Here is a 21,458-nt window from a genome sequence, read left to right on the forward strand (position 1 = left end):
CCCCCCGGGCAGGGCTTGCGCCGAGCCCGGCTAGCGTGTATGCTTTCGCGGCTTTTGATGGCCTTGCGCCATCCAGATCACCAAATGAGGTCGCAGGACGCGCCTCGTGTTGGGTCCAGGACGGACGGGATCGCAGATCAATCACGGCCTGCCGCCTGTGCGGCGGGCGTGGTTTTTCGACATGGCTGCGTTTGACCGCAAGGTCCTGCGCTAGCCGTGCTTTTTGTTTTGGCCGGCCGGCTTGCGCAAGCATCCGGCTGCATTTGTCTCCATCAGGGCCCCGTGCCCGCCAATTGAGCCCCGAAATGGCAACGATCAACCAGCTCGTGCGCAAGCCGCGCAGCCCGGAAACCTACAAGAGCGCTTCCCCGGCGCTGGCGAACTGCCCGCAGCGTCGCGGCGTTTGCACCCGCGTGTACACCACCACCCCGAAGAAGCCGAACTCGGCGCTGCGCAAGGTGGCCAAGGTGCGCCTGACCAACGGCTACGAGGTCATCTCGTACATCGGCGGCGAAGGCCACAACCTGCAGGAGCACAGCGTGGTGCTGATCCGCGGCGGCCGCGTCAAGGACCTGCCGGGCGTGCGCTACCACACCGTGCGCGGCTCGCTGGATGCCGCCGGCGTCGCCAAGCGCAAGCAGGCGCGCTCGAAGTACGGCGCCAAGCGTCCGAAGTCGTAAGAGGCGGGCCGGCCCGGTGTCATCCGGGTGACAGGTTCATCCACGCAGAATAACGGTGGGCTGGCGCCCGCCCCACGAGAGAAGCAACATGTCCCGTAAAGGCAATACCCCGCAGCGTTCCGTGCTGCCGGACCCGAAGCACGGAAGCGAAACCATCGCCCGCTTCATCAACATGGTGATGCAGAGCGGCAAGAAGTCGGTTGCCGAGAAAATCGTGTACGGCGCGATGGATGTCATCAGCGAGAAGAATCCGAACGCGCTGGAACTGGTCGAGAAGGCGCTGGGTAACGTCGCCCCGGCAGTCGAGGTGAAGTCCCGCCGCGTCGGCGGTGCCACCTACCAGGTGCCGGTCGAAGTGCGCGCTTCCCGCCGCATGGCGCTGGCGATGCGCTGGCTGATCGAGTCTGCGCGCAAGCGTGGCGAGAACAGCATGCCGCGCAAGCTCGCCGGCGAGTTGATCGATGCCTCCGAAAACCGCGGCGGTGCGATCAAGAAGCGCGAGGAAACCCACCGCATGGCCGACGCCAACAAGGCGTTCGCCCACTACCGCTGGTAATCCCGGCGGGACTGCGGGTGCGGCGGTGTCCGTCGCTCCGCGCCGCGGCCCCGGACGGGCCGCGACATCCCGGATGCCGCCGCGAGGCGGCCTTCGGTCATTCCGAAATCCGAAATCATTGAGAGGCTCCCGTGGCCCGTTCCACTCCCATCGAGCGTTACCGCAACTTCGGCATCATGGCCCACATCGATGCCGGCAAGACCACCACGTCCGAGCGCATCCTGTTCTACACCGGCAAGAGCCACAAGATCGGCGAAGTGCATGATGGCGCGGCCACCATGGACTGGATGGAGCAGGAGCAGGAGCGTGGCATCACGATCCAGTCCGCCGCCACCACCGCGTTCTGGAAGGGGATGGACAAGACCTTCCCCGAGCATCGCTTCAACATCATCGACACCCCCGGGCACGTGGACTTCACCATCGAGGTCGAGCGCTCGCTGCGCGTGCTCGACGGCGCGGTGTTCGTGCTGTGCGCGGTCGGCGGCGTGCAGCCGCAGTCGGAGACCGTGTGGCGCCAGGCCAACAAGTACCACGTGCCGCGCATCGCGTTCGTCAACAAGATGGACCGCACCGGCGCGAACTTCTACAAGGTGCGCGACCAGCTGAAGGCGCGCCTGGGCGCGGTGCCGGTGCCGATGCAGGTGCCGATCGGCGCCGAGGACAGCTTCGAGGGCGTGATCGACCTGCTGAAGATGAAGGCGATCCATTGGGACGCCGCCTCGCAAGGGCTGAACTTCGAGTACCGCGACATTCCGGCCGAGCTGAAGGCGAAGGCCGAGGAAGAGCGCGCGTTCATGGTGGAGTCGGCGGCCGAGGCCTCCGAGGAGCTGATGAACAAGTACCTCGAGGAAGGCGACCTGTCCGAGGCCGAGATCATCGCGGGGCTGCGCGAGCGCACCCTGAAGACCGAGATCGTGCCGATGTTCTGTGGCTCCGCGTTCAAGAACAAGGGCGTGCAGGCCATGCTGGATGGCGTGATCAACCTGCTGCCGTCGCCGGTGGACGTGCCGCCGGTGAAGGGCGTGGACGTGGATGACGAGACCAAGGAGCTGCGCCGCGAGTCCAGCGACAAGGCGCCGTTCTCGGCCCTGGCGTTCAAGATCATGACCGACCCGTTCGTGGGGTCGCTGACCTTCTTCCGCGTCTATTCCGGCACGCTCAGTGCTGGCGACCAGGTGCTGAACTCGGTCAAGGGCAAGAAGGAGCGCATCGGCCGCCTGCTGCAGATGCATTCCAACCAGCGCGACGAGATCAAGGAAGTGCTGGCCGGCGACATCGCGGCGGCGGTGGGCCTGAAGGATGTGACGACCGGCGACACCCTGTGCGCCATCGACGCCCCGATCGTCCTCGAGCGCATGAGCTTCCCGGAGCCGGTGATCTCGATGGCGGTCGAACCGAAGACCAAGTCGGACCAGGAGAAGATGGGCAACGCCCTGAGCCGCCTGGCGCAGGAAGACCCCAGCTTCCGCGTGCGTACCGACGAGGAGTCCGGCCAGACCATCATCGCCGGCATGGGTGAGCTGCACCTGGACATCATCGTCGACCGCATGAAGCGCGAGTTCGGCGTGGAGGCCAACGTCGGCAAGCCGCAGGTGGCGTACCGCGAGACCATCCGCAAGTCCGACGTGAAGAGCGATTACAAGCACGCGAAGCAGTCGGGCGGTAAGGGCCAGTACGGCCACGTGGTGATCGAGCTGTCGCCGATGACCGCCGAAGACAGAGCGAACCCGGACGTCAAGAACGACTTCCTGTTCATCAACGAGATCACCGGTGGCGTGATTCCGAAGGAATTCATCCCGGCGGTCGAGAAGGGCATTCGCGAAACCATCACCAGCGGCCCGCTGGCCGGCTATCCGGTGGTGGGCGTCAAGGTGAAGCTGGTGTTCGGCTCGTACCACGACGTCGACTCGTCGGAAATGGCGTTCAAGCTCGCCGCGTCGATGGCCTTCAAGGAAGGCTTCCGCAAGGCCGACCCGGTCCTGCTGGAGCCGATCATGAAGGTCGAGATCGTCAGCCCGGAGGACTACCTGGGCGACGTGATGGGCGACGTGAGCCGCCGTCGCGGCGTGCTCCAGGGCCAGGACGACAGCCCCTCGGGCAAGATCATCAACGCGATGATCCCGCTGGGCGAGATGTTCGGCTACGCCACGGCGCTGCGTTCGATGACCCAGGGTCGCGCGACCTTCACGATGGAGTTCGACCACTACGAGGAAGCGCCGAGCAACATCGCCGAGGCGGTCATCAAGAAGTCGTAAGGATCGTCGTCCGGTGCCGGGAGCCGCAGCGCGCTTCCGGCGACCGGGCACGAATCCCCAATTTCCAATCCCAAAATTTTGGAGTTTCAAACCATGGCTAAGGGTAAGTTCGAGCGCACCAAGCCCCACGTGAACGTGGGTACGATCGGTCACGTGGACCACGGCAAGACGACGCTGACGGCGGCGCTGACGAAGGTGGGCGCGGAGCGTTTCGGCGGTGAGTTCAAGGCGTACGACGCGATCGACGCGGCGCCGGAAGAGAAGGCGCGCGGCATCACGATCTCGACCGCGCACGTGGAGTACGAGAGCCCGACGCGCCACTACGCGCACGTGGACTGCCCCGGCCACGCCGACTACGTGAAGAACATGATCACGGGTGCGGCGCAGATGGACGGCGCGATCCTGGTGTGCTCGGCGGCGGACGGCCCGATGCCGCAGACCCGCGAGCACATTCTGCTGTCGCGCCAGGTGGGCGTGCCGTACATCGTGGTCTACCTGAACAAGGCGGACATGGTGGACGACAAGGAGCTGCTGGAGCTGGTGGAGATGGAAGTCCGCGAGCTGCTGAGCAAGTACGACTTCCCGGGCGATGACACCCCGATCATTGCGGGTTCGGCGCGCCTGGCGCTGGAAGGCGACCAGTCGGAGATCGGCGTGCCGTCGATCATCAAGCTGGTGGACGCGCTGGACACTTGGATCCCGGAGCCGGAGCGCGCGATCGACAAGCCGTTCCTGATGCCGGTGGAAGACGTGTTCTCGATTTCGGGCCGCGGCACCGTGGTGACCGGGCGCATCGAGCGCGGCGTGATCAAGGTGGGCGACGAAGTCGAGATCGTGGGCATTCGTCCGACCCAGAAGACGACCGTGACCGGCGTGGAGATGTTCCGCAAGCTGCTGGACCAGGGCCAGGCGGGCGACAACGCGGGTCTGCTGCTGCGCGGCACCAAGCGTGACGAGGTGGAGCGCGGCCAGGTGCTGTGCAAGCCGGGTTCGATCACCCCGCACACCGAGTTCGAGGCGGAGGTGTACGTGCTGTCGAAGGACGAGGGTGGCCGCCACACGCCGTTCTTCAAGGGTTACCGCCCGCAGTTCTACTTCCGCACGACCGACATCACGGGTGCGGTGGAGCTGCCGGAAGGCGTCGAGATGGTGATGCCGGGCGACAACGTGAAGATGAAGGTGACGCTGATCAACCCGGTGGCGATGGACGAAGGCCTGCGCTTCGCGATCCGCGAGGGCGGCCGCACCGTCGGCGCCGGCGTGGTGTCCAAGATCCTCAAGTAATGCAAGGCCCCGCGCGCTTCGGCGCGCGGCGGGTCCGGGTGCCAACCCGCGCATGTCGGGGTCATCCGGGGTGTCCGGCCCACCGGTTCCAGGTGGACGCGGGTGCGATGGAAAAGGTGGAACCAGGGCTTGCGCAGCCCTGGGCTCCTCCGTTAGAATGCAAGACCCTCGCGTGATGTGAGTTGCCGAGGGGAGCGAAATGAGGTGCAGGATGCGCCTCGTGTTCGCCAGACAGGGAGATGTCGCGTGGCAAGGCCTCGTCCGTCCCGGAAGTGTCCGGGGCATATCGGCGGGGCCTTTCGGCGCGTTCATGGAAATCCCGTCTGGCTGGACGGTGGTCCGCCGCTTGGTGGATCGGGCAGGACGCAGTGGTACCCGTTGTATTCACGGGGCGTGGCGCACATGACGCCGTCACGCCTGACGCTCTTTAGACACGAGGCATTCCTCCCATGGCGGACCAGAAGATTCGCATCCGGCTGAAGGCGTTCGATCACCGCCTGATCGATCGCTCGGCCAGCGAGATCGTCGAGACGGCCAAGCGGACCGGCGCGCAAGTGCGCGGCCCGATCCCGCTGCCGACCAAGATCGAGCGCTATACCGTGCTGGTGTCGCCGCACGTCGACAAGGACGCGCGCGACCAGTATGAAACCCGCACGCACAAGCGCGTGCTCGACATCGTCGACCCCAACGACAAGACCGTGGACGCGCTGATGAAGCTCGAGCTCGCGGCGGGCGTCGACGTCCAGATCAAGTTGACCTGAGGAGGCCACGGATGAGCGCGAAGAAATATTCGCTCGGCATCGTCGGTCGCAAGGCCGGCATGAGCCGCATGTTCACCGAGGATGGCAAGTCCGTGCCGGTGACCCTGATCGAGGCCACGCCGAACCGCATTACCCAGATCAAGACCGTGGAAACCGACGGCTACAGTGCCGTGCAGGTCACCGCCGGCGTCAAGCGCGCCAGCCTGCTCACCAAGCCGGTCGCCGGCCACCTGGCCAAGGCCAAGGTGGAGGCCGGGCGCGGGCTGTGGGAGCTGCGCGTGGAGGCCGACCAGATCGGCGGTTTCGAGGTGGGTGGCGAGATCAAGGCCGACATCTTCGAGGTCGGCCAGAAGGTCGATGTCCAGGGCGTGACCAAGGGCAAGGGCTTTCAGGGCACGATCAAGCGCTGGAACTTCACCATGGGCGACGCGACGCACGGTAACTCGCTGTCGCATCGCGCGCCGGGTTCGATCGGCCAGCGCCAGACCCCGGGCCGCGTGTTCCCGGGCAAGAAGATGGCCGGCCACATGGGTCATGTCACCCAGACCACCCAGGGTCTGCAGGTGGTGAAGGTGGACGCCGAGCGTGGCCTGATCGCCGTGCGTGGCGCGGTTCCCGGTGCGCCGGGTGGCGACGTGATCGTGCGCCCGACGAGCAAGGGAGTCTGATCATGGAACTGAATATCAACGGCGGTAGCAAGCTGGCCGTGTCCGACGCGGTGTTCGATCGCGCGTTCAACGAGGACCTCGTGCACCAGGTCGTGGTTGCCTACCGCAATGCGGCTCGCGCGGGCACCAAGGCGCAGAAGACCCGTTCGGAAGTCAACGGCACCACCAAGAAGTCGAAGAAGCAGAAGGGTGGCGGTGCCCGTCACGGCGCCCTGACTGCCCCGATCTTCGTCGGCGGCGGCGTGACCTTCGCGGCCAAGCCGCGCAGCTTCGCGCAGAAGGTGAACCGCAAGATGTACCGCGCCGCGATGGCCGCGATCCTGTCCGAGCTGAATCGCCAGGGCCGTATCACCGTGGTCGAGTCCTTCGACGTGGATGCACCGAAGACCAAGGGCTTGGTCGCCAAGCTGGCCGACCTGAAGGCGGGCAAGCGCCCGCTGATCGTGACCGAGGAAGCGACCGACAACCTGTACCTGTCCGCGCGCAACCTGCCGTACGTGCAGGTGCGTGACGTGCAGGGCCTGGACCCGGTCGCGCTGGTCGGCGCCGACACCGTGGTGGTCACCACCAATGCGGTGAAGAAGATCGAGGAGTGGCTGGCATGAGCGCCAATCTGTACGAAGTGATCCGTGCGCCGCGCGTGTCCGAGAAGACCGCGCGCCTGCAGGAAGTCTCCAACCAATACGTCTTCGAGGTCGCCAAGACCGCGACCAAGGCCGACGTGAAGGCCGCGGTCGAGAAGATCTTCGACGTCAAGGTCGAGGCGGTGAACGTGGTGAACGTGAAGGGCAAGACCAAGTCCTTCAAGTTCCGCCAGGGTCGTCGCGGCGACTGGCGCAAGGCGTACGTCACCCTGGCCGAAGGCCAGGCGATCGACGTCATGACCGTCTCGGCCTGAGGAAAAGTCCATGGCATTGATGACATTCAAGCCCACCTCCGCCGGCCGTCGTAGTGCGGTCCGCGTGGTGACGCCCGACCTGCACAAGGGTGCGCCGTACGCCGCGCTGGTGGAGAAGCAGGGCAAGACCGGTGGTCGCAACCACCACGGTCGCATCACCACCCGCCACATCGGCGGTGGTCACAAGCAGCACTACCGCATCATCGACTTCAAGCGCGACAAGGAGGGCATCCCCGCCCGCGTCGAGCGCATCGAGTACGATCCCAACCGCACCGCGCACATCGCGCTGCTGTGCTACGCCGACGGCGAGCGCCGCTACATCATCGCGCCCAAGGGCCTGAAGGCCGGCGACCAGGTGATGTCTGGCCGCGACGTGCCGATCAAGGCCGGCAATACTCTGCCGCTGCGCAACATCCCGGTCGGTTCCACCGTGCACTGCATCGAGATGAAGCCCGGCAAGGGCGCGCAGCTCGCCCGTGCCGCCGGTGCCGGCGTGCAGCTGGTCGCCCGCGAAGGCGTCTACGCTACCCTGCGCCTGCGCTCCGGCGAGATGCGCAAGGTGCCGGCCGAGTGCCGCGCCACCATCGGCGAAGTCGGCAACGACGAGCACGGCCTGGAGAAGCTGGGCAAGGCCGGCGCCAAGCGCTGGCGCGGCGTGCGCCCGACCGTCCGCGGCGCGGCCATGAACCCGGTCGACCACCCGCACGGCGGCGGCGAGGCCAAGGCCGGCCAGGGTAACCCGCACCCGGTCACGCCGTGGGGCGTGCCGACCAAGGGTTACAAGACCCGCAAGAACAAGCGCACCCAGCAGTTCATCGTGCGCGACCGCAGGAGCTAATCGGCAATGGCACGTTCACTCAAGAAGGGCCCGTTCATCGACCACCACCTGCAGAAGAAGGTGGAGGCCGCGGGCAGCAGCAAGAAGCCGATCAAGACCTGGTCGCGTCGTTCCACGATCCTGCCGGAAATGATCGGGTTCACCATCGCCGTGCACAACGGCAAGAACCACGTCCCGGTGCTGGTCAACGAGAACATGGTTGGCCACAAGCTTGGCGAATTCGCCGTGACCCGCACGTTCAAGGGTCATGGCGGCGACAAGAAGTCGAAGTAAGGAGATGACGATGGAAGCGAAGGCAATCCTGCGCACCGCGCGCATCTCCCCGCAGAAGGCCCGCCTGGTCGCCGACCAGGTGCGCGGGCTGCCCGTGGCGCGCGCGCTCGACCTGCTGAAGTTCTCGGACAAGAAGGCCGCCGGCATGATCTACAAGGTCGTGTTCTCCGCCGCCTCCAACGCCGAGAACAACGTCGGGGCCGATGCGGACGCGCTGAAGGTCAAGACCATCATGGTCGATGAAGGTCCGGCGTTGAAGCGCTTCATGGCGCGTGCGAAGGGCCGTGGCACGCGCATCACCAAGCGCACCAGCCACATCACCGTGGTCGTGGGCGAGGGCAACTAATCATGGGTCACAAAGTCAATCCGATCGGTATCCGCCTGGGCATCGCCAAGGACTGGAACTCCAAGTGGTATGCCGGCAAGAAGCAGTTCGCCGAGTTCCTGGCGGGCGACCTCAAGGTCCGCGACATGCTGCGCAAGAAGCTGGCCCAGGCCGGCATCAGCAAGATCCTGATCGAGCGTCCGGCCAACAACGCCCGCGTGACCATCCACACCGCCCGCCCGGGCGTGGTGATCGGCAAGCGCGGTGAGGACATCGAGAAGCTGCGCAAGGAAGTGTCCGACGTGCTCGGCGTGCCGGCGCACATCAACGTCACCGAGGTCCGCAAGCCGGAGCTCGACGCGCAGCTGGTGGCGGAGTCCATCGCGCAGCAGCTGGAGCGCCGCATCATGTTCCGCCGTGCGATGAAGCGTGCGGTCGGCAACGCGATGCGCCTGGGCGCCCTGGGCATCAAGGTCAACGTGGCCGGCCGCCTGAACGGTGCCGAGATCGCGCGCTCCGAGTGGTACCGCGAAGGCCGCGTGCCGCTGCATACCCTGCGCGCCGACATCGACTACGGCTTTGCCGAGGCGAAGACCACCTACGGCATCATCGGCATCAAGGTGTGGGTCTACAAGGGCGAGATCTTCGATTTCAGCCAGGTCGGCCAGGAAAAGCAGGACGACAGCCCGGCGCCGCGTGGCGACCGTGGTGACCGTGAGCGTCCGCGCGGTCCGCGTCGTGACCGTGGCGACCGCGCCGAGCGCGGCGAAGCGAGGGAATAAACCATGCTGCAACCCAAGCGAACCAAATACCGCAAGGTCCACAAGGGCCGCAACGAAGGCCTGAGCTGGAGCGGCAACGCCGTCAGCTTTGGCGAGTACGGCCTGAGGGCGACCGCCCACGGCCAGCTCACGGCGCGCCAGATCGAGGCCGCCCGTCGTTCCATCAGCCGCTACGTGAAGCGCGGCGGCAAGATGTGGATCCGGGTGTTCCCCGACAAGCCGATCACCAAGAAGCCGATCGAAGTCCGAATGGGCGCCGGTAAGGGCAACGTGGAGTACTGGGTGGCGCTGGTCCAGCCCGGTCGCATGATCTATGAAATCGAGGGCGTGAGCGAAGAGGTGGCGCGCGAGGCGTTCCGCCTGGCTGCCGCCAAGCTCTCGGTCACCACTCAATTCGTGACCCGGACGGTGCGCTGATGGAACTCAAGCAACTGCGTCAGAAGTCGGCGGACGAACTGAAGGCCCACCTGGCTGAGCTGCAGAAGGAGCGCTTCGCGCTGCGCATGCAGAAGGCCACCGGCCAGCTGCCTCCGTCCAAGACCCATGAGCCCCGCCGCGTGCGCCGCGAGATCGCTCGCGTCAACACGCTGCTTGGCCAGATCAAGTAAGGAACGGGCGCCATGACCGAACAAACCAAGAAGCTGCACACGGTCGAAGGCCGCGTGGTCAGCAACAAGATGGACAAGACCGTGACGGTGCTCGTCGAGCGCCAGGTCAAGCACGCGCTGTACGGCAAGTACATCCGCCGCTCGACCAAGCTGCACGCCCACGACGCCGAGAACTCGTGCAACGAGGGCGACGTGGTGCGCGTGGCCGAATGCGCGCCGATGTCCAAGACCAAGAACTGGCGCGTGGTGGAAATCATCACCCGTGCCGCCGAGTAAGCAGGAGAGACAGCCATGATCCAGATGCAGAGCTTTCTCGACGTTGCCGACAACTCGGGTGCCAAGGAACTGATGTGCATCAAGGTGCTGGGCGGCTCCAAGCGCCGCTACGCCGGCATCGGCGACATCATCAAGGTGTCGGTGAAGGACGCCATCCCGCGCGGCAAGGTGAAGAAGGGCGATGTGTACGACGCCGTGGTGGTGCGCACCCGCAAGGGGGTCCGCCGCCCCGACGGTTCGCTGATCCGCTTCGACGGCAACGCCGCGGTGCTGCTGAACAACAAGCATGAGCCGATCGGTACCCGCATCTTCGGGCCCGTGACCCGCGAGCTGCGCTCCGAGAAGTTCATGAAGATCGTCTCGCTCGCGCCCGAAGTGCTCTGAGCGGAGGAAGGAAGAACATGAACCGTATCCGCAAGGGCGACCAGGTGGTGATCACCACCGGCAACAAGAAGATCAAGGGCCAGACCGGCGAAGTGCTGCGCGTGGAAGGCGAGCGCGTGTACGTCGCCAACCTGAACCTGGTCAAGCGCCACACCAAGCCCAACCCGCAGGCCGGCCAGTCCGGCGGCGTGGTCGAGCGCGAGGCATCGATCCACATTTCCAACGTGATGCTCTACAACCCGGCGACGGGCAAGGGCGAGCGCGTTGCCACCAAGGTGCTGGAGAATGGAAAGCGCATCCGCGTGTTCCGCTCCAGCGGCGAGGCCATCTGACATGACCACCCGACTCGAAAAGTTCTACAAGGACGAAGTGGTGCCGAAGCTGATGCAGCAGTTCGGCTACACCAATCCGATGGAAGTCCCCAAGCTCGTCAAGATCACGCTCAACATGGGCGTGGGCGAGGCGGCCACCAACAAGAAGGTGCTGGAGAACGCGGTGGCCGACATGGCCAAGATCTCCGGCCAGAAGCCGGTGGTCACCAAGTCGCGCGTCTCGGTGGCGTCGTTCAAGATCCGCGACGGCTGGCCGATCGGCTGCAAGGTGACCCTGCGCCGCGCGCACATGTACGAGTTCCTGGACCGCCTGATCAACATCTCGCTGCCGCGCGTGCGTGACTTCCGCGGCGTGTCGGGGCGTTCGTTCGACGGTCGTGGCAACTACAACATGGGCGTGAAGGAACAGATCATCTTCCCGGAGATCGATTTCGACTCCGTCGATGCGATGCGCGGCATGGACATCGCGATCACCACCACCGCGAAGACCGATGCCGAGGCCAAGGCCCTGCTCGAAGCCTTCCGCTTCCCGTTCCGCAACTAAGGACACGTCATGGCCAAGACTTCCATGATCAACCGCGAGGCCAAGCGCGCCAAGCTGGCCAAGCAGCACGCCGCCAAGCGCGAGGCGCTCAAGAAGGTCATCTCCAGCCAGGACGCGTCCTACGAGGAGAAGATGGCCGCGGCGACCAAGCTGCAGAAGCTGCCGCGTGATTCCTCCCCGTGCCGCCAGACCACCCGCTGCGCCCTGACCGGGCGTCCGCGCGCCGTGTACAGCAAGTTCGGCCTCGGCCGCAACAAGCTGCGCGAGGCGACCATGCGCGGCGATGTCCCGGGCCTGCGCAAGGCCAGCTGGTAATCCGCTCCCGGCGGAGTCGGAACCTGCTACACTAGAAAGCTGCCTTCCGTGCACACGGAGGTAGGCCGGGCCCCGCAGCAATGCGGGGCCTGCGGCTGACGTAAACCGCCTTGCCTACGGGTGCGGCGCCCACAACCCAGACAGATTTTCGCGAAAGCGGATATCGGTGCTACTCATCAGGTGAAACCAAATGAGCATGACTGATCCCATCGCTGACATGCTGGTTCGCATCAAGAATGCGGCCGCGGTCGGCAAGCCGGCGGTGAAGATGCCGTCCTCCAAGATCAAGGTCGCGATCGCCAACGTCCTCAAGGACGAGGGCTACATCGCCGACGCCCGCGTGACCCAGGTCGGTGCCAAGGCCGAGCTCGAGATCGCGCTGAAGTATTTCGAAGGCAAGCCGGTGATCGAGACCCTGAAGCGCGTGTCGCGCTCGGGCCTGCGCCAGTACCGCGGCAAGGATGCGCTGCCGAAGGTGCTCGGTGGCCTCGGCGTCGCCATCATTTCCACCTCCAAGGGCATCATGACCGACTCGCAGGCGCGCCAGCAGGGCGTCGGCGGTGAAGTCCTGTGCATCGTGGCCTAAGGGAGTCGCACACATGTCCCGAGTCGCCAAGAAGCCCGTCGCCCTGGCCAAGGGTGTCGAAATCAACGTCCAGCCGGAATCGATCAGCGTCAAGGGTCCGAAGGGCACCCTGAGCGTCGCCAAGCCGGCCGGGATCGAAGTCAAGGTGGAAGATGGCCATGCCGTACTCTCCGCCAATGATGCCTCGCTGGTGCCGATGACCGGCACCCTGCGCGCCATCCTCGCCAACATGGTGCATGGCGTCAGCGCCGGCTTCGAGCGCAAGCTCGAGCTGGTCGGCGTGGGCTACCGTGCTGCCATGCAGGGCAAGGACCTGAACCTGTCGCTGGGGTATTCCCACCCGGTCACGTTCACCCCTCCGGCCGGCATCACCATCACCACCCCGACCCAGACCGAGATCCTGGTCGCCGGCGCCGACAAGCAACTGGTGGGCGAGGTGGCGGCCAAGATCCGTGGTTATCGTCCGCCGGAACCCTACAAGGGCAAGGGCGTGAAGTATTCCGACGAAACCATCATCCGCAAGGAAGCCAAGAAGGCGTAATCCTTCGGGATCACGCGCCTTCAGCTTTCGGAGACCAAGACCATGGAAAAGAAAATCGCCCGCCTGCGCCGTGCCAAGTCCACCCGCGCGCGCATCCGCGAACTCGGCGTCCCGCGCCTGTCGGTGCTGCGCACCGGCCAGCATCTGTACGCCCAGCTGTTCACCGCCGATGGCGCCAAGGTGCTGGCATCGGCCTCGACCGTCCAGGCCGATGTCAAGGAAGGCCTGAAGAGCGGCAAGAACGCCGAAGCCGCCGCCAAGGTCGGCCGCGTGATCGCCGAGCGTGCCAAGGCTGCCGGCATCGAGAAGGTGGCGTTCGACCGTTCCGGCTATCGTTACCACGGCCGCATCAAGGCTCTGGCCGACGCGGCGCGCGAGGGCGGCCTGCAGTTCTGATGGGCGGCGGGCTCCGGCCCGCCCGTCCGCTTGCCGGCGCAAGTGGCGCCGGGCGCCAGTTCCGGTTGCGGGGTTGGCGATCCACCCGCGGTACACCACAACGATAAGCGGCGATGCCGCAAATTCCTTCAATCAATCGAGACATCGAAATGGCAGAACAGCGCGAATCCCGCGGCCGCGATCGCAATCGCGAACGCGAAGAAATCGATGACGGCATGATCGAGAAGCTGGTCGCGGTCAACCGCGTCAGCAAGACCGTCAAGGGCGGCCGCCAGTTCACCTTCACCGCGCTGACGGTGGTGGGCGACGGCGCCGGCAGGGTCGGCTTCGGCTATGGCAAGGCGCGCGAAGTGCCGGTGGCCATCCAGAAGTCGATGGAGTACGCCCGCAAGAACATGAGCAGCGTGGACCTGAACAACGGCACCCTGTTCCATGCGGTGAAGGCCGGCCACGGCGCCGCACGCGTGTACATGCAGCCGGCGTCCGAAGGTACCGGCGTGATCGCCGGTGGCGCCATGCGCGCCGTGCTCGAGGCGGTGGGCGTGAAGAACGTGCTGGCCAAGGCCGTCGGTTCGCGCAACCCGATCAACCTGGTGCGCGCCACCGTCAAGGGCCTGGAGGCGATGCACTCGCCGGCCAAGATCGCCGCCAAGCGCGGCAAGAAGGTGGAGGACCTGATCCATGGCTAACGAAGGCAAGACCATCAAGGTTCGCCTGGTCAAGGGCCTGCGCGGCACCCAGTCGCGCCACCGCCTGTCGGTGAAGGCGCTCGGCCTCGGCAAGCTCAACAGCGTCCGCGAGCTGAAGGACAGCCCGCAGGTGCGCGGCCTGATCAATCAGCTGCACTACCTGGTGCGGGTGGAGGAGTAATCGCATGAAGCTCAATACGCTCAAGCCCGCCGACGGCGCCCGCAAGGAGCGCGTCCGCGTCGGCCGTGGCATCGGTTCCGGCCTTGGCAAGACCTGCGGCCGCGGCCACAAGGGTTCGTTCGCGCGCGCCGGCAAGGGCAAGATCAAGGCCGGCTTCGAAGGCGGCCAGATGCCCATGCAGCGCCGCCTGCCGAAGATCGGCTTCCGCTCGCTGATGGCCAAGGAGACCGCCGAGGTCCTGCTGTACAAGCTGGATTCGCTGCCGGCCGGCGACGTCGATTTCGCCGCGCTGAAGGCCGCCGGCCTGGTGTCGAGCACCGCCAAGCGCGCCAAGATCGTGGCCAAGGGCGAGCTGACCAAGGCCTTCGTGCTGAAGGGCATCGCTGCGACCGCCGGCGCCAAGGCCGCGATCGAAGCGGCCGGCGGCAAGCTGGCGGAGTAACCGGCGCATGTCGCGAACCGCGGATGCACTGTCGGGCCTGATGGGCGCGGGCAAGTTCACCGAACTCCGCTCGCGCCTGCTGTTCGTGGTCGGGGCGCTGATCGTCTACCGCATCGGGTGCTACATCCCGGTGCCGGGCGTGAACCCCGAGGCCATGCTGCAGCTGATGAATGCGCAGAAGGGCACCGTGGTGGACATGTTCAACATGTTCTCCGGCGGCGCCCTCTCGCGCTTCAGCCTGTTCGCGCTGAACGTGATGCCCTACATCTCGGCCTCCATCGTCATGCAGCTGATGGTGCAGATCCTGCCCAGCCTGAAGGCGATGCAGAAGGAGGGCGAGTCCGGGCGCCGCAAGATCACCCAGTACTCGCGCATCGGGTCGGTGTTCCTGGCGGTGTTCCAGGCCGCGGGCATCGCGATCGCGCTGCAGCACCAGGGCGCGGGTAGCGGCATCCCGGTGGTGTACAACCCCGGCCCGGGCTTCGTGCTGACCGCGGTGGTCTCGCTGACCGCCGGCACCGTGTTCCTGATGTGGCTGGGCGAGCAGGTGACCGAGCGCGGCATCGGCAACGGCATCTCGCTGATCATCTTCGCCGGCATCGTCGCCGGCCTGCCGGGCGCCGTGCTGCATACCCTGCAGCAGGCCAATGCCGGCGAGATGCAGTGGATCACCGTGTTCGTGATCCTGGCGATCGTGATCGCGGTGACCTGGTTCGTGGTGTTCATGGAGAGTGGCCAGCGCCGCATCACCGTGAACTACGCGCGCCGCCAGGGCGGCCGCGGCGGCTACCAGAACCAGAGCTCGTTCCTGCCGCTGAAGCTCAACATGGCGGGCGTGATCCCCCCGATCTTCGCGTCCTCGCTGATCATGTTCCCGGCCACCGCCTCGACCTGGTTCGGACAGTCCGGCAGCGCTGCCACCGTGTGGCTGCAGAAGGTCAGCCAGATGCTGTCGCCGGGCGAGCCGCTGCACATGATCCTGCTGGCGGCGCTGATCATCGGGTTCGCGTTCTTCTACACCGCGCTGGTGTTCAACTCGCAGGAAACCGCCGACAACCTGAAGAAGTCGGGCGCGCTGATCCCGGGTATCCGCCCCGGTCGCGCCACCGGCGAGTACATCGACGGCGTGCTGACCCGGTTGACCGGTGCCGGCGCCCTGTACTTGGTGCTGGTGTGCCTGCTTCCCGAAGTGATGCGCACCAAGCTGGGCACGTCCTTCTACTTCGGCGGCACCTCGCTGCTGATCGTGGTGGTGGTGGTGATGGACTTCATCGCGCAGATCCAGGCACACCTGATGTCGCACCAGTACGAGAGCCTGCTGAAGAAGGCCAACCTGAAGGGGCGCGGGGCGCGCTGAGGCGCACGCCGCGGACCTTCCCCCGCCATCGGGCGGGACGCAACAACCGCCGGATCGACGAATGCGCGGTCCGGCAACTGGGCGACCCTTGCAGCGATCCCGTGCAAGGGTGGTTCCGGGCCGATCCGCGCGCCAGAGTAGCGCGCGGGCAGGCGGCGGCCGCAAGGCCGACGCGCTGCCAGCCCGGGGCCGTCGCCGGAGCATGGGCACACTCCCCATGCCGGGTCCGGGCGCCGCGAGGCGGCCGGGCTTCCTGAATGACCGGGATCTTGCTACAATTCCATGTTTCCCGCGCCGGATCCCGTGATTCGGCGTCATTACGCATATCGGAGATCGCCTTATGGCGCGTATTGCAGGCGTCAACCTGCCTGCCCAGAAGCACGTCTGGGTCGGGCTGCAAAGCATCTACGGCATTGGCCGTACCCGTTCCAAGCTGGTCTGCGCGGCGGCCGGCGTGAATTCGTCGACCAAGATCCGCGACCTGTCCGAGCCGGAAGTCGAGCGCCTGCGCGCCGAGGTCGGCAAGTACGTGGTCGAGGGCGACCTGCGCCGCGAAGTCGGCATGGCCATCAAGCGCCTGATGGACCTGGGCTGCTACCGCGGCCTGCGCCATCGCCGCGGCCTGCCGCTGCGTGGCCAGCGCACCCGTACCAACGCGCGCACCCGCAAGGGCCCGCGCAAGGCCATCAAGAAGTAAGGAACCCAGACCATGGCCAAGCCGGCTGCTGCCAACAAGACCAAGAAGAAGGTCAAGCGCGTCGTCACCGACGGCATCGCGCACGTCCACGCTTCGTTTAACAACACCATCGTCACCATCACCGACCGCCAGGGCAATGCGCTGAGCTGGGCGACCTCGGGCGGCGCGGGCTTCCGCGGCTCGCGCAAGTCCACCCCGTTCGCCGCGCAGGTCGCCGCCGAGAAGGCCGGCAAGGCCGCGTTGGACTACGGCGTGAAGTCGCTGGAAGTGCGCATCAAGGGCCCGGGTCCGGGCCGTGAATCCGCCGTGCGTTCGCTGAACAACGTCGGCTACAAGATCCTCAACATCATCGACGTGACGCCGATCCCGCACAACGGGTGCCGTCCGCCGAAGAAGCGTCGCGTCTGACGCTCGGGAGCACAAGAACATGGCTCGTTATATCGGTCCCACCTGCAAGCTCGCCCGCCGCGAAGGCGCCGACCTGTCGCTGAAGTCGCCGGCGCGCGCGCTCGATTCCAAGTGCAAGCTGGAGCAGAAGCCCGGCCAGCACGGCGCCAACGCCCGCAAGGGCAAGCTGTCCGACTACGCCACCCAGCTGCGCGAGAAGCAGAAGGTCAAGCGCATCTACGGCCTGCTGGAGCGCCAGTTCCGGAATTACTACAAGAAGGCCGCGACCAAGAAGGGCAACACCGGCGAGAACCTCCTGCAGCTGCTGGAGACCCGCCTGGACAACGTCGTCTACCGCATGGGCTTCGCCGTCACCCGCCCGGCCGCGCGCCAGCTGGTCAGCCACCGCGGCGTCACTGTGAACGGCAAGGTGGTCAACCTGCCGTCCTACACGGTCAAGGCCGGCGACGCGATCGCGCTGTCGGAGAAGGCGCAGAAGCAGATGCGCGTGAAGGAGTCGCTGACCCTCGCCGAGCAGATGAACCTGTCGCCGTCCTGGGTGGAAGTGGATGCCGGCAAGTTCGCCGGCGTGTTCAAGGCGGTGCCGGATCGCGCCGACCTGCCCAGCGACATCAACGAAGCGCTGATCGTCGAGCTGTACTCGAAGTAAGCCATTGCCACCGGCCTGCGCCCCGCGCGCAGGCCTGCAGGAGACTCCCCGAATGACGGTTACCGCCACCCAAGTCCTGCGTCCGCGCGGACCGCAGATCGAGCGCATCACCGACACCCGCGCCAAGGTCGTGATCGAGCCGCTGGAGCGCGGTTACGGCCACACCCTCGGCAACGCGTTGCGCCGCGTGCTGCTCTCGTCGATCCCGGGCTTCGCCATCACCGAGGTCGAGATCGACGGCGTGCTGCACGAGTACACCACGGTCGAAGGCCTGCAGGAGGACGTGCTCGAGGTCCTGCTGAACCTCAAGGACGTCGCCATCCGCATGCACAGCGGCGACACCGATACCCTGGAGCTGAAGAAGCAGGGGCCGGGCGTCGTCACCGCCGGCGACATCAAGACCACCCACAACGTGGAAGTGCTCAACCCCGACCACGTGATCGCCACCCTGACCAAGGACGTGGCGCTCAACATCCGCCTGACCATCAGCCGTGGCTTCGGCTACCAGCCGGCCTCCGCCCGTCGTCGTCCCGATGACGAAGCGCGCACGATCGGCCGCCTGGTGCTGGATGCGTCGTTCTCGCCGATCCGCCGCGTGGCGTATTCGGTGGAGGCCGCGCGCGTCGAGCAGCGTACCGACCTCGACAAGCTGGTGCTGGACATCGAGACCAACGGCACGATCGACGCCGAGGAAGCCGTGCGCACCGCCGCCGACATCCTCACCGACCAGCTGTCGGTGTTCGGTGACTTCACCCGCCGTGAGCGTGGTGCGCCGAAGCAGCCCGCCGGCGGCGTCGATCCGATGCTGCTGCGTCCGATCGACGACCTCGAGCTGACCGTGCGGTCGGCCAACTGCCTGAAGGCCGAGAGCATCTACTACATCGGTGACCTGATCCAGAAGACCGAGGTGGAGCTGCTCAAGACCCCGAACCTGGGCAAGAAGTCGCTCACCGAAATCAAGGAAGTGCTGGCCCAGCGCGGCCTGTCGCTGGGCATGAAGCTGGAGAACTGGCCGCCCGCCGGCGCCGCTTCCCACGGCATGCTCGGCTGATCCATCCGCCCGCGCCCTGCGCGGGCCGGGGTTCCGCCCATGGCTGCCGCGGCGCACGCCCGGCGGCTGGCGGCGGGCCCCGAACCACCGACGGGCCAAGCCCGCGGCATCCGGTCCAGGGAATGACCGGCAAGGACCATCCGCAGTCCACAGTTCCAACGCCTGGATGGCGACAGCGAAGTCCAATCGTTCCAACCTTCATCAGGAATCCAGCCCATGCGCCACCAGAAAGCCGGCCGCAAGTTCAACCGCACCAGCGCCCATCGCCAGGTGATGTTCTCGAACATGGCGGCGTCGCTGTTCAAGCACGAAATCATCCGCACCACCCTGCCCAAGGCCAAGGAACTGCGCCGCGTCGCCGAGCCGCTGATCACCCTGGCCAAGACCGACGGCGTGGCCAATCGCCGCCTGGCGTTCGCGCGCCTGCGCGACAAGGAAGCGGTGGGCACCCTGTTCACCGTGCTGGGCCCGCGCTATGCGCAGCGCCCGGGTGGCTACCTGCGCATCCTCAAGTGTGGCTTCCGCGCCGGCGACAACGCGCCGATGGCCTACGTCGAGCTGGTGGATCGCCCGCAGGCCGCCGAGTAAGGCGCGCCGGCACCGCAACGCGGTGCCTTGCACGAAGACCCCGGGCCTGCCCGGGGTTTTTCGTTTTGGTGGGTTCTGCACCATAATCGGCGGATCGATGAAGGGGCAGGCATGAATCCGTTCCGCTGGTCGTTCCGCACGCAGTTCCTGTTCGGGTTCGCCTGTTGCGCCGCGCTGCTGGGCTATGCCTTCTACGTGCAGTTCAAGCTGGGCATCCAGCCGTGCCCGTTCTGCATCTTCCAGCGCCTCTGCTTCGGTGCGCTCGGCCTGGTGTTCCTGCTCGGCGCGCTGCATGCCCCGCGCGCGGCAGGTGCGCGCAAGGCGTGGTCGCTGCTGGCGTTCGTGGCGGCGCTGGCCGGGATGGCCTATGCCGGGCGCCACAGCTGGGTGCAGCTGCATCCGCCGGCCCTGCCCAGTTGCGGGCCTGGCTTGAATTTCATCGTCGAGCAGTACTCCTGGCTGGGGGCGGCGCGCAAGGTGCTGCAGGCCACCGGGGATTGCGCCAGCATCGATTGGCAGTTCCTCGGCCTGTCGATGCCGATGTGGGCCTTCCTGTGGTTCCTCGGGCTGGGGCTGGGTGCGCTGTATGCCGGATTCCGCCAGCGGCAGAACTATCGGTTTCGCAGATAACGGTTGCAGGGGCGGCGTGCGCGCGGGATGATGCGGCGCAACAGTCCACGCTCCGGTTGCACCATGTCCATCGCGCCCGTCCACGCTCCCGTCGCCACCGCGCCGCAGGCCGCGCAAGGGTGGACGCCGTCCAGCTGGCGCGACAAGCCGGCGCTGCAGATGCCGGTGTACCCGGACGCGGCGGAGCTGGCGGCGGCCCAGGACGAGTTGCGCGCGCTGCCGCCGCTGGTGACCTCGCGCGAGATCCTTTCGCTCAAGCAGCAGCTGGCCGAGGCCCAGGAGGGTCGGCGCTTCCTGCTGCAGGGCGGTGACTGCGCGGAGAGCTTCTCCGAGTGCAATGCCGAGGTCATCACCAACCGGCTCAAGGTGCTGCTGCAGATGAGCCTGGTGCTGGTGCACGGGTTGAAGGTGCCGGTGGTGCGCGTGGGCCGCTTCGCCGGGCAGTACGCCAAGCCGCGCTCGGCCGACATGGAGACCCGCGACGGCGTCGCCTTGCCGAGCTATCGCGGCGACATCGTCAATGGCCCGGAATTCACCGCGCAGGCGCGCATCCCCGATCCGCGGCGGATGATCAAGGCGCATGCGCGCTCGGCGATGACCATGAACTTCGTGCGGTCGCTGATCGATGGCGGCTTCGCCGACCTGCACCACCCCGAATACTGGGGCCTGGGCTGGGTGGGGCAGTCGCCACATGCCGCCGAATACCAGAAGATGGTGGAGAACATCGGCGACGCCGTGCGTTTCATGGAAACCCTGGCCGGGCGCCAGATGCAGAGCTTGAACCGGGTCGATTTCTATACCTCGCACGAAGCCCTGCTGCTGCCGTACGAGGAGGCGCAGACGCGCAAGGTGCCGCGCGCCGACGGCTGGTTCAACCTCAGCACCCATTTCCCGTGGATCGGGATGCGCACTGCCGCGCTGGACGGCGCGCACGTCGAGTATTTCCGCGGCATCCAGAACCCGGTGGCGGTGAAGGTCGGGCCGTCGGTGACGCCGGAGCAACTGCTGCCGCTGATCGATGCGCTCAACCCCGACAACGAGCCGGGCCGGCTGGGGTTGATCCATCGCATGGGCGCCCAGCAGATCGCCGAGAAGCTGCCGCCGCTGCTGGAGGCGGTGCGGCGCGAGGGGCGACGCGTGCTGTGGATTTGCGATGCCATGCACGGCAACACCGAATCCACCCGCAACGGCTACAAGACGCGGCGCTTCGAGAACATCCGCAGCGAAATCGAGCAGGCGTTCGACCTGCATGCGGCGGCGGGCACGCGGCTGGGCGGCGTGCACCTGGAGCTGACCGGCGAGAACGTCACCGAGTGCCTGGGCGGCGCGCGCGAGCTGACCGAACTGGACCTGCAGCGCGCCTACCGCACCACCGTGGATCCGCGCCTGAACTACGAGCAGGCGCTGGAGATCGCGATGCTGATCGTACGCAAGCGCGGCGCCATCGTAGCCTGAGGCGCGCCG

33 protein-coding genes are annotated in these 21,458 nt (G+C 66.4%); all 33 read left to right on the forward strand.

Features of this window, described 5'->3' with window-relative positions:
- The first annotated feature begins 305 nt into the window (after positions 1–305).
- The 33 genes from rpsL to EDC34_RS05825 all read left to right on the forward strand — a co-directional run bounded on the left by rpsL (position 306) and on the right by EDC34_RS05825 (position 21,449).
- Positions 306–680, forward strand: a complete 375-nt coding sequence (rpsL, locus tag EDC34_RS05665; RefSeq protein ID WP_114959709.1) for a 30S ribosomal protein S12 — start codon at positions 306–308, stop codon at positions 678–680.
- Between the two features lie 88 nt (positions 681–768).
- Complete coding sequence (gene rpsG / locus EDC34_RS05670) at positions 769–1,236, forward strand: 30S ribosomal protein S7 (protein ID WP_114959708.1); 468 nt, start codon at positions 769–771, stop codon at positions 1,234–1,236.
- 131 nt (positions 1,237–1,367) lie between these two features.
- Entirely contained in the window at positions 1,368–3,491 is a 2,124-nt protein-coding gene (gene fusA, locus EDC34_RS05675) for an elongation factor G (RefSeq protein ID WP_114959707.1), read from the forward strand.
- A gap of 93 nt (positions 3,492–3,584) precedes the next feature.
- Positions 3,585–4,775 carry an elongation factor Tu gene (tuf, locus tag EDC34_RS05680; protein ID WP_114959706.1) on the forward strand — a complete coding sequence of 397 codons (1,191 nt, stop codon included), beginning with the start codon at positions 3,585–3,587 and terminating at the stop codon, positions 4,773–4,775.
- A gap of 449 nt (positions 4,776–5,224) precedes the next feature.
- On the forward strand, positions 5,225–5,536 hold the full coding sequence (rpsJ, locus tag EDC34_RS05685) for a 30S ribosomal protein S10 (RefSeq protein ID WP_005408208.1): 312 nt from the start codon (positions 5,225–5,227) through the stop codon (positions 5,534–5,536).
- Positions 5,537–5,547: 11 nt separating this feature from the next.
- Positions 5,548–6,204 carry a 50S ribosomal protein L3 gene (rplC, locus tag EDC34_RS05690; protein ID WP_114959705.1) on the forward strand — a complete coding sequence of 219 codons (657 nt, stop codon included), beginning with the start codon at positions 5,548–5,550 and terminating at the stop codon, positions 6,202–6,204.
- Positions 6,205–6,206: 2 nt separating this feature from the next.
- Positions 6,207–6,809 carry a 50S ribosomal protein L4 gene (gene rplD, locus EDC34_RS05695; protein WP_114959704.1) on the forward strand — a complete coding sequence of 201 codons (603 nt, stop codon included), beginning with the start codon at positions 6,207–6,209 and terminating at the stop codon, positions 6,807–6,809.
- Positions 6,806–7,102: a 50S ribosomal protein L23 gene (gene rplW, locus EDC34_RS05700; protein WP_114959703.1), complete on the forward strand. Its 297-nt coding sequence runs from the start codon at positions 6,806–6,808 to the stop codon at positions 7,100–7,102. The genes rplD and rplW overlap by 4 nt, the downstream gene beginning before the upstream one ends.
- Positions 7,103–7,112: 10 nt before the next feature.
- Positions 7,113–7,940 carry a 50S ribosomal protein L2 gene (rplB, locus tag EDC34_RS05705; protein ID WP_114959702.1) on the forward strand — a complete coding sequence of 276 codons (828 nt, stop codon included), beginning with the start codon at positions 7,113–7,115 and terminating at the stop codon, positions 7,938–7,940.
- A 6-nt stretch (positions 7,941–7,946) separates the two neighbouring features.
- Complete coding sequence (gene rpsS / locus EDC34_RS05710; protein WP_114959701.1) at positions 7,947–8,213, forward strand: 30S ribosomal protein S19; 267 nt, start codon at positions 7,947–7,949, stop codon at positions 8,211–8,213.
- Between the two features lie 10 nt (positions 8,214–8,223).
- A complete protein-coding gene (gene rplV, locus EDC34_RS05715; protein ID WP_114959860.1) occupies positions 8,224–8,559 on the forward strand; it encodes a 50S ribosomal protein L22 in 336 nt (111 codons plus the stop codon).
- Positions 8,560–8,561: 2 nt separating this feature from the next.
- Positions 8,562–9,320, forward strand: a complete 759-nt coding sequence (gene rpsC, locus EDC34_RS05720; RefSeq protein WP_114959700.1) for a 30S ribosomal protein S3 — start codon at positions 8,562–8,564, stop codon at positions 9,318–9,320.
- 3 nt (positions 9,321–9,323) lie between these two features.
- Positions 9,324–9,737: a 50S ribosomal protein L16 gene (gene rplP, locus EDC34_RS05725; RefSeq protein ID WP_114959699.1), complete on the forward strand. Its 414-nt coding sequence runs from the start codon at positions 9,324–9,326 to the stop codon at positions 9,735–9,737.
- Positions 9,737–9,928 carry a 50S ribosomal protein L29 gene (gene rpmC, locus EDC34_RS05730; protein WP_114959698.1) on the forward strand — a complete coding sequence of 64 codons (192 nt, stop codon included), beginning with the start codon at positions 9,737–9,739 and terminating at the stop codon, positions 9,926–9,928. Before rplP ends, rpmC begins: the two co-directional genes overlap by 1 nt.
- A gap of 12 nt (positions 9,929–9,940) precedes the next feature.
- Entirely contained in the window at positions 9,941–10,204 is a 264-nt protein-coding gene (gene rpsQ, locus EDC34_RS05735) for a 30S ribosomal protein S17 (RefSeq protein WP_114959697.1), read from the forward strand.
- A gap of 15 nt (positions 10,205–10,219) precedes the next feature.
- The gene (gene rplN / locus EDC34_RS05740) at positions 10,220–10,588 is read left to right on the forward strand and encodes a 50S ribosomal protein L14 (RefSeq protein WP_114959696.1); all 369 of its coding nucleotides are present in this window, start codon (positions 10,220–10,222) and stop codon (positions 10,586–10,588) included.
- Positions 10,589–10,605: 17 nt separating this feature from the next.
- Positions 10,606–10,920 (forward strand): 50S ribosomal protein L24, encoded by a 315-nt coding sequence (gene rplX / locus EDC34_RS05745; RefSeq protein ID WP_114959695.1) that lies wholly within the window; start codon positions 10,606–10,608, stop codon positions 10,918–10,920.
- A 1-nt stretch (position 10,921) separates the two neighbouring features.
- Positions 10,922–11,464 carry a 50S ribosomal protein L5 gene (gene rplE / locus EDC34_RS05750; RefSeq protein ID WP_114959694.1) on the forward strand — a complete coding sequence of 181 codons (543 nt, stop codon included), beginning with the start codon at positions 10,922–10,924 and terminating at the stop codon, positions 11,462–11,464.
- A gap of 9 nt (positions 11,465–11,473) precedes the next feature.
- Positions 11,474–11,779: a 30S ribosomal protein S14 gene (gene rpsN, locus EDC34_RS05755; RefSeq protein WP_114959693.1), complete on the forward strand. Its 306-nt coding sequence runs from the start codon at positions 11,474–11,476 to the stop codon at positions 11,777–11,779.
- A gap of 190 nt (positions 11,780–11,969) precedes the next feature.
- On the forward strand, positions 11,970–12,365 hold the full coding sequence (gene rpsH, locus EDC34_RS05760) for a 30S ribosomal protein S8 (RefSeq protein WP_114959692.1): 396 nt from the start codon (positions 11,970–11,972) through the stop codon (positions 12,363–12,365).
- A 13-nt stretch (positions 12,366–12,378) separates the two neighbouring features.
- Positions 12,379–12,906 carry a 50S ribosomal protein L6 gene (rplF, locus tag EDC34_RS05765; protein WP_114959691.1) on the forward strand — a complete coding sequence of 176 codons (528 nt, stop codon included), beginning with the start codon at positions 12,379–12,381 and terminating at the stop codon, positions 12,904–12,906.
- Positions 12,907–12,948: 42 nt separating this feature from the next.
- Positions 12,949–13,302 carry a 50S ribosomal protein L18 gene (gene rplR, locus EDC34_RS05770; RefSeq protein WP_114959690.1) on the forward strand — a complete coding sequence of 118 codons (354 nt, stop codon included), beginning with the start codon at positions 12,949–12,951 and terminating at the stop codon, positions 13,300–13,302.
- Between the two features lie 149 nt (positions 13,303–13,451).
- Positions 13,452–13,991: a 30S ribosomal protein S5 gene (gene rpsE / locus EDC34_RS05775; RefSeq protein WP_114959689.1), complete on the forward strand. Its 540-nt coding sequence runs from the start codon at positions 13,452–13,454 to the stop codon at positions 13,989–13,991.
- Positions 13,984–14,172 carry a 50S ribosomal protein L30 gene (gene rpmD / locus EDC34_RS05780; protein WP_114959688.1) on the forward strand — a complete coding sequence of 63 codons (189 nt, stop codon included), beginning with the start codon at positions 13,984–13,986 and terminating at the stop codon, positions 14,170–14,172. Before rpsE ends, rpmD begins: the two co-directional genes overlap by 8 nt.
- A 4-nt stretch (positions 14,173–14,176) precedes the next feature.
- Positions 14,177–14,614 (forward strand): 50S ribosomal protein L15, encoded by a 438-nt coding sequence (rplO, locus tag EDC34_RS05785; RefSeq protein ID WP_114959687.1) that lies wholly within the window; start codon positions 14,177–14,179, stop codon positions 14,612–14,614.
- Positions 14,615–14,621: 7 nt separating this feature from the next.
- Complete coding sequence (secY, locus tag EDC34_RS05790; RefSeq protein WP_240311064.1) at positions 14,622–15,971, forward strand: preprotein translocase subunit SecY; 1,350 nt, start codon at positions 14,622–14,624, stop codon at positions 15,969–15,971.
- Between the two features lie 340 nt (positions 15,972–16,311).
- Positions 16,312–16,668: a 30S ribosomal protein S13 gene (rpsM, locus tag EDC34_RS05795; protein WP_114959685.1), complete on the forward strand. Its 357-nt coding sequence runs from the start codon at positions 16,312–16,314 to the stop codon at positions 16,666–16,668.
- A gap of 12 nt (positions 16,669–16,680) precedes the next feature.
- Positions 16,681–17,076 (forward strand): 30S ribosomal protein S11, encoded by a 396-nt coding sequence (gene rpsK, locus EDC34_RS05800; RefSeq protein WP_114959684.1) that lies wholly within the window; start codon positions 16,681–16,683, stop codon positions 17,074–17,076.
- A gap of 19 nt (positions 17,077–17,095) precedes the next feature.
- Positions 17,096–17,725, forward strand: coding sequence for a 30S ribosomal protein S4 (gene rpsD, locus EDC34_RS05805; RefSeq protein WP_114959683.1), 630 nt, complete (start codon positions 17,096–17,098; stop codon positions 17,723–17,725).
- A 52-nt stretch (positions 17,726–17,777) separates the two neighbouring features.
- Entirely contained in the window at positions 17,778–18,776 is a 999-nt protein-coding gene (locus EDC34_RS05810) for a DNA-directed RNA polymerase subunit alpha (RefSeq protein ID WP_114959682.1), read from the forward strand.
- A 216-nt stretch (positions 18,777–18,992) separates the two neighbouring features.
- Positions 18,993–19,364: a 50S ribosomal protein L17 gene (gene rplQ, locus EDC34_RS05815; RefSeq protein WP_114959681.1), complete on the forward strand. Its 372-nt coding sequence runs from the start codon at positions 18,993–18,995 to the stop codon at positions 19,362–19,364.
- Between the two features lie 111 nt (positions 19,365–19,475).
- Positions 19,476–19,994, forward strand: coding sequence for a disulfide bond formation protein B (locus EDC34_RS05820; protein ID WP_114959680.1), 519 nt, complete (start codon positions 19,476–19,478; stop codon positions 19,992–19,994).
- A 63-nt stretch (positions 19,995–20,057) separates the two neighbouring features.
- Positions 20,058–21,449 (forward strand): class II 3-deoxy-7-phosphoheptulonate synthase, encoded by a 1,392-nt coding sequence (locus EDC34_RS05825; RefSeq protein WP_114959679.1) that lies wholly within the window; start codon positions 20,058–20,060, stop codon positions 21,447–21,449.
- Positions 21,450–21,458: the final 9 nt, after the last annotated feature.

This window comes from Thermomonas haemolytica (genome assembly GCF_004346265.1).
Lineage (GTDB): Bacteria > Pseudomonadota > Gammaproteobacteria > Xanthomonadales > Xanthomonadaceae > Thermomonas > Thermomonas haemolytica.

Coding starts and splice junctions, on each gene's coding strand:
- rplD (WP_114959704.1), top strand. CDS start 6,207: ATGGAACTGAATATCAACGGCGGTAGCAAGCTGGCCGTGTCCGACGCG.
- rpmC (WP_114959698.1), top strand. CDS start 9,737: ATGGAACTCAAGCAACTGCGTCAGAAGTCGGCGGACGAACTGAAGGCC.
- rplF (WP_114959691.1), top strand. CDS start 12,379: ATGTCCCGAGTCGCCAAGAAGCCCGTCGCCCTGGCCAAGGGTGTCGAA.
- rplQ (WP_114959681.1), top strand. CDS start 18,993: ATGCGCCACCAGAAAGCCGGCCGCAAGTTCAACCGCACCAGCGCCCAT.
- EDC34_RS05825 (WP_114959679.1), top strand. CDS start 20,058: ATGTCCATCGCGCCCGTCCACGCTCCCGTCGCCACCGCGCCGCAGGCC.
- rpsN (WP_114959693.1), top strand. CDS start 11,474: ATGGCCAAGACTTCCATGATCAACCGCGAGGCCAAGCGCGCCAAGCTG.
- rplX (WP_114959695.1), top strand. CDS start 10,606: ATGAACCGTATCCGCAAGGGCGACCAGGTGGTGATCACCACCGGCAAC.
- rpmD (WP_114959688.1), top strand. CDS start 13,984: ATGGCTAACGAAGGCAAGACCATCAAGGTTCGCCTGGTCAAGGGCCTG.
- rplW (WP_114959703.1), top strand. CDS start 6,806: ATGAGCGCCAATCTGTACGAAGTGATCCGTGCGCCGCGCGTGTCCGAG.
- rplR (WP_114959690.1), top strand. CDS start 12,949: ATGGAAAAGAAAATCGCCCGCCTGCGCCGTGCCAAGTCCACCCGCGCG.
- rplV (WP_114959860.1), top strand. CDS start 8,224: ATGGAAGCGAAGGCAATCCTGCGCACCGCGCGCATCTCCCCGCAGAAG.
- rpsK (WP_114959684.1), top strand. CDS start 16,681: ATGGCCAAGCCGGCTGCTGCCAACAAGACCAAGAAGAAGGTCAAGCGC.
- rpsS (WP_114959701.1), top strand. CDS start 7,947: ATGGCACGTTCACTCAAGAAGGGCCCGTTCATCGACCACCACCTGCAG.
- rpsD (WP_114959683.1), top strand. CDS start 17,096: ATGGCTCGTTATATCGGTCCCACCTGCAAGCTCGCCCGCCGCGAAGGC.
- rplE (WP_114959694.1), top strand. CDS start 10,922: ATGACCACCCGACTCGAAAAGTTCTACAAGGACGAAGTGGTGCCGAAG.
- rpsC (WP_114959700.1), top strand. CDS start 8,562: ATGGGTCACAAAGTCAATCCGATCGGTATCCGCCTGGGCATCGCCAAG.
- tuf (WP_114959706.1), top strand. CDS start 3,585: ATGGCTAAGGGTAAGTTCGAGCGCACCAAGCCCCACGTGAACGTGGGT.
- rpsQ (WP_114959697.1), top strand. CDS start 9,941: ATGACCGAACAAACCAAGAAGCTGCACACGGTCGAAGGCCGCGTGGTC.
- rpsH (WP_114959692.1), top strand. CDS start 11,970: ATGAGCATGACTGATCCCATCGCTGACATGCTGGTTCGCATCAAGAAT.
- EDC34_RS05820 (WP_114959680.1), top strand. CDS start 19,476: ATGAATCCGTTCCGCTGGTCGTTCCGCACGCAGTTCCTGTTCGGGTTC.
- rplN (WP_114959696.1), top strand. CDS start 10,220: ATGATCCAGATGCAGAGCTTTCTCGACGTTGCCGACAACTCGGGTGCC.
- rpsE (WP_114959689.1), top strand. CDS start 13,452: ATGGCAGAACAGCGCGAATCCCGCGGCCGCGATCGCAATCGCGAACGC.
- rplP (WP_114959699.1), top strand. CDS start 9,324: ATGCTGCAACCCAAGCGAACCAAATACCGCAAGGTCCACAAGGGCCGC.
- rpsL (WP_114959709.1), top strand. CDS start 306: ATGGCAACGATCAACCAGCTCGTGCGCAAGCCGCGCAGCCCGGAAACC.
- rpsG (WP_114959708.1), top strand. CDS start 769: ATGTCCCGTAAAGGCAATACCCCGCAGCGTTCCGTGCTGCCGGACCCG.
- EDC34_RS05810 (WP_114959682.1), top strand. CDS start 17,778: ATGACGGTTACCGCCACCCAAGTCCTGCGTCCGCGCGGACCGCAGATC.
- secY (WP_240311064.1), top strand. CDS start 14,622: ATGTCGCGAACCGCGGATGCACTGTCGGGCCTGATGGGCGCGGGCAAG.
- rplO (WP_114959687.1), top strand. CDS start 14,177: ATGAAGCTCAATACGCTCAAGCCCGCCGACGGCGCCCGCAAGGAGCGC.
- rpsJ (WP_005408208.1), top strand. CDS start 5,225: ATGGCGGACCAGAAGATTCGCATCCGGCTGAAGGCGTTCGATCACCGC.
- rplC (WP_114959705.1), top strand. CDS start 5,548: ATGAGCGCGAAGAAATATTCGCTCGGCATCGTCGGTCGCAAGGCCGGC.
- rplB (WP_114959702.1), top strand. CDS start 7,113: ATGGCATTGATGACATTCAAGCCCACCTCCGCCGGCCGTCGTAGTGCG.
- rpsM (WP_114959685.1), top strand. CDS start 16,312: ATGGCGCGTATTGCAGGCGTCAACCTGCCTGCCCAGAAGCACGTCTGG.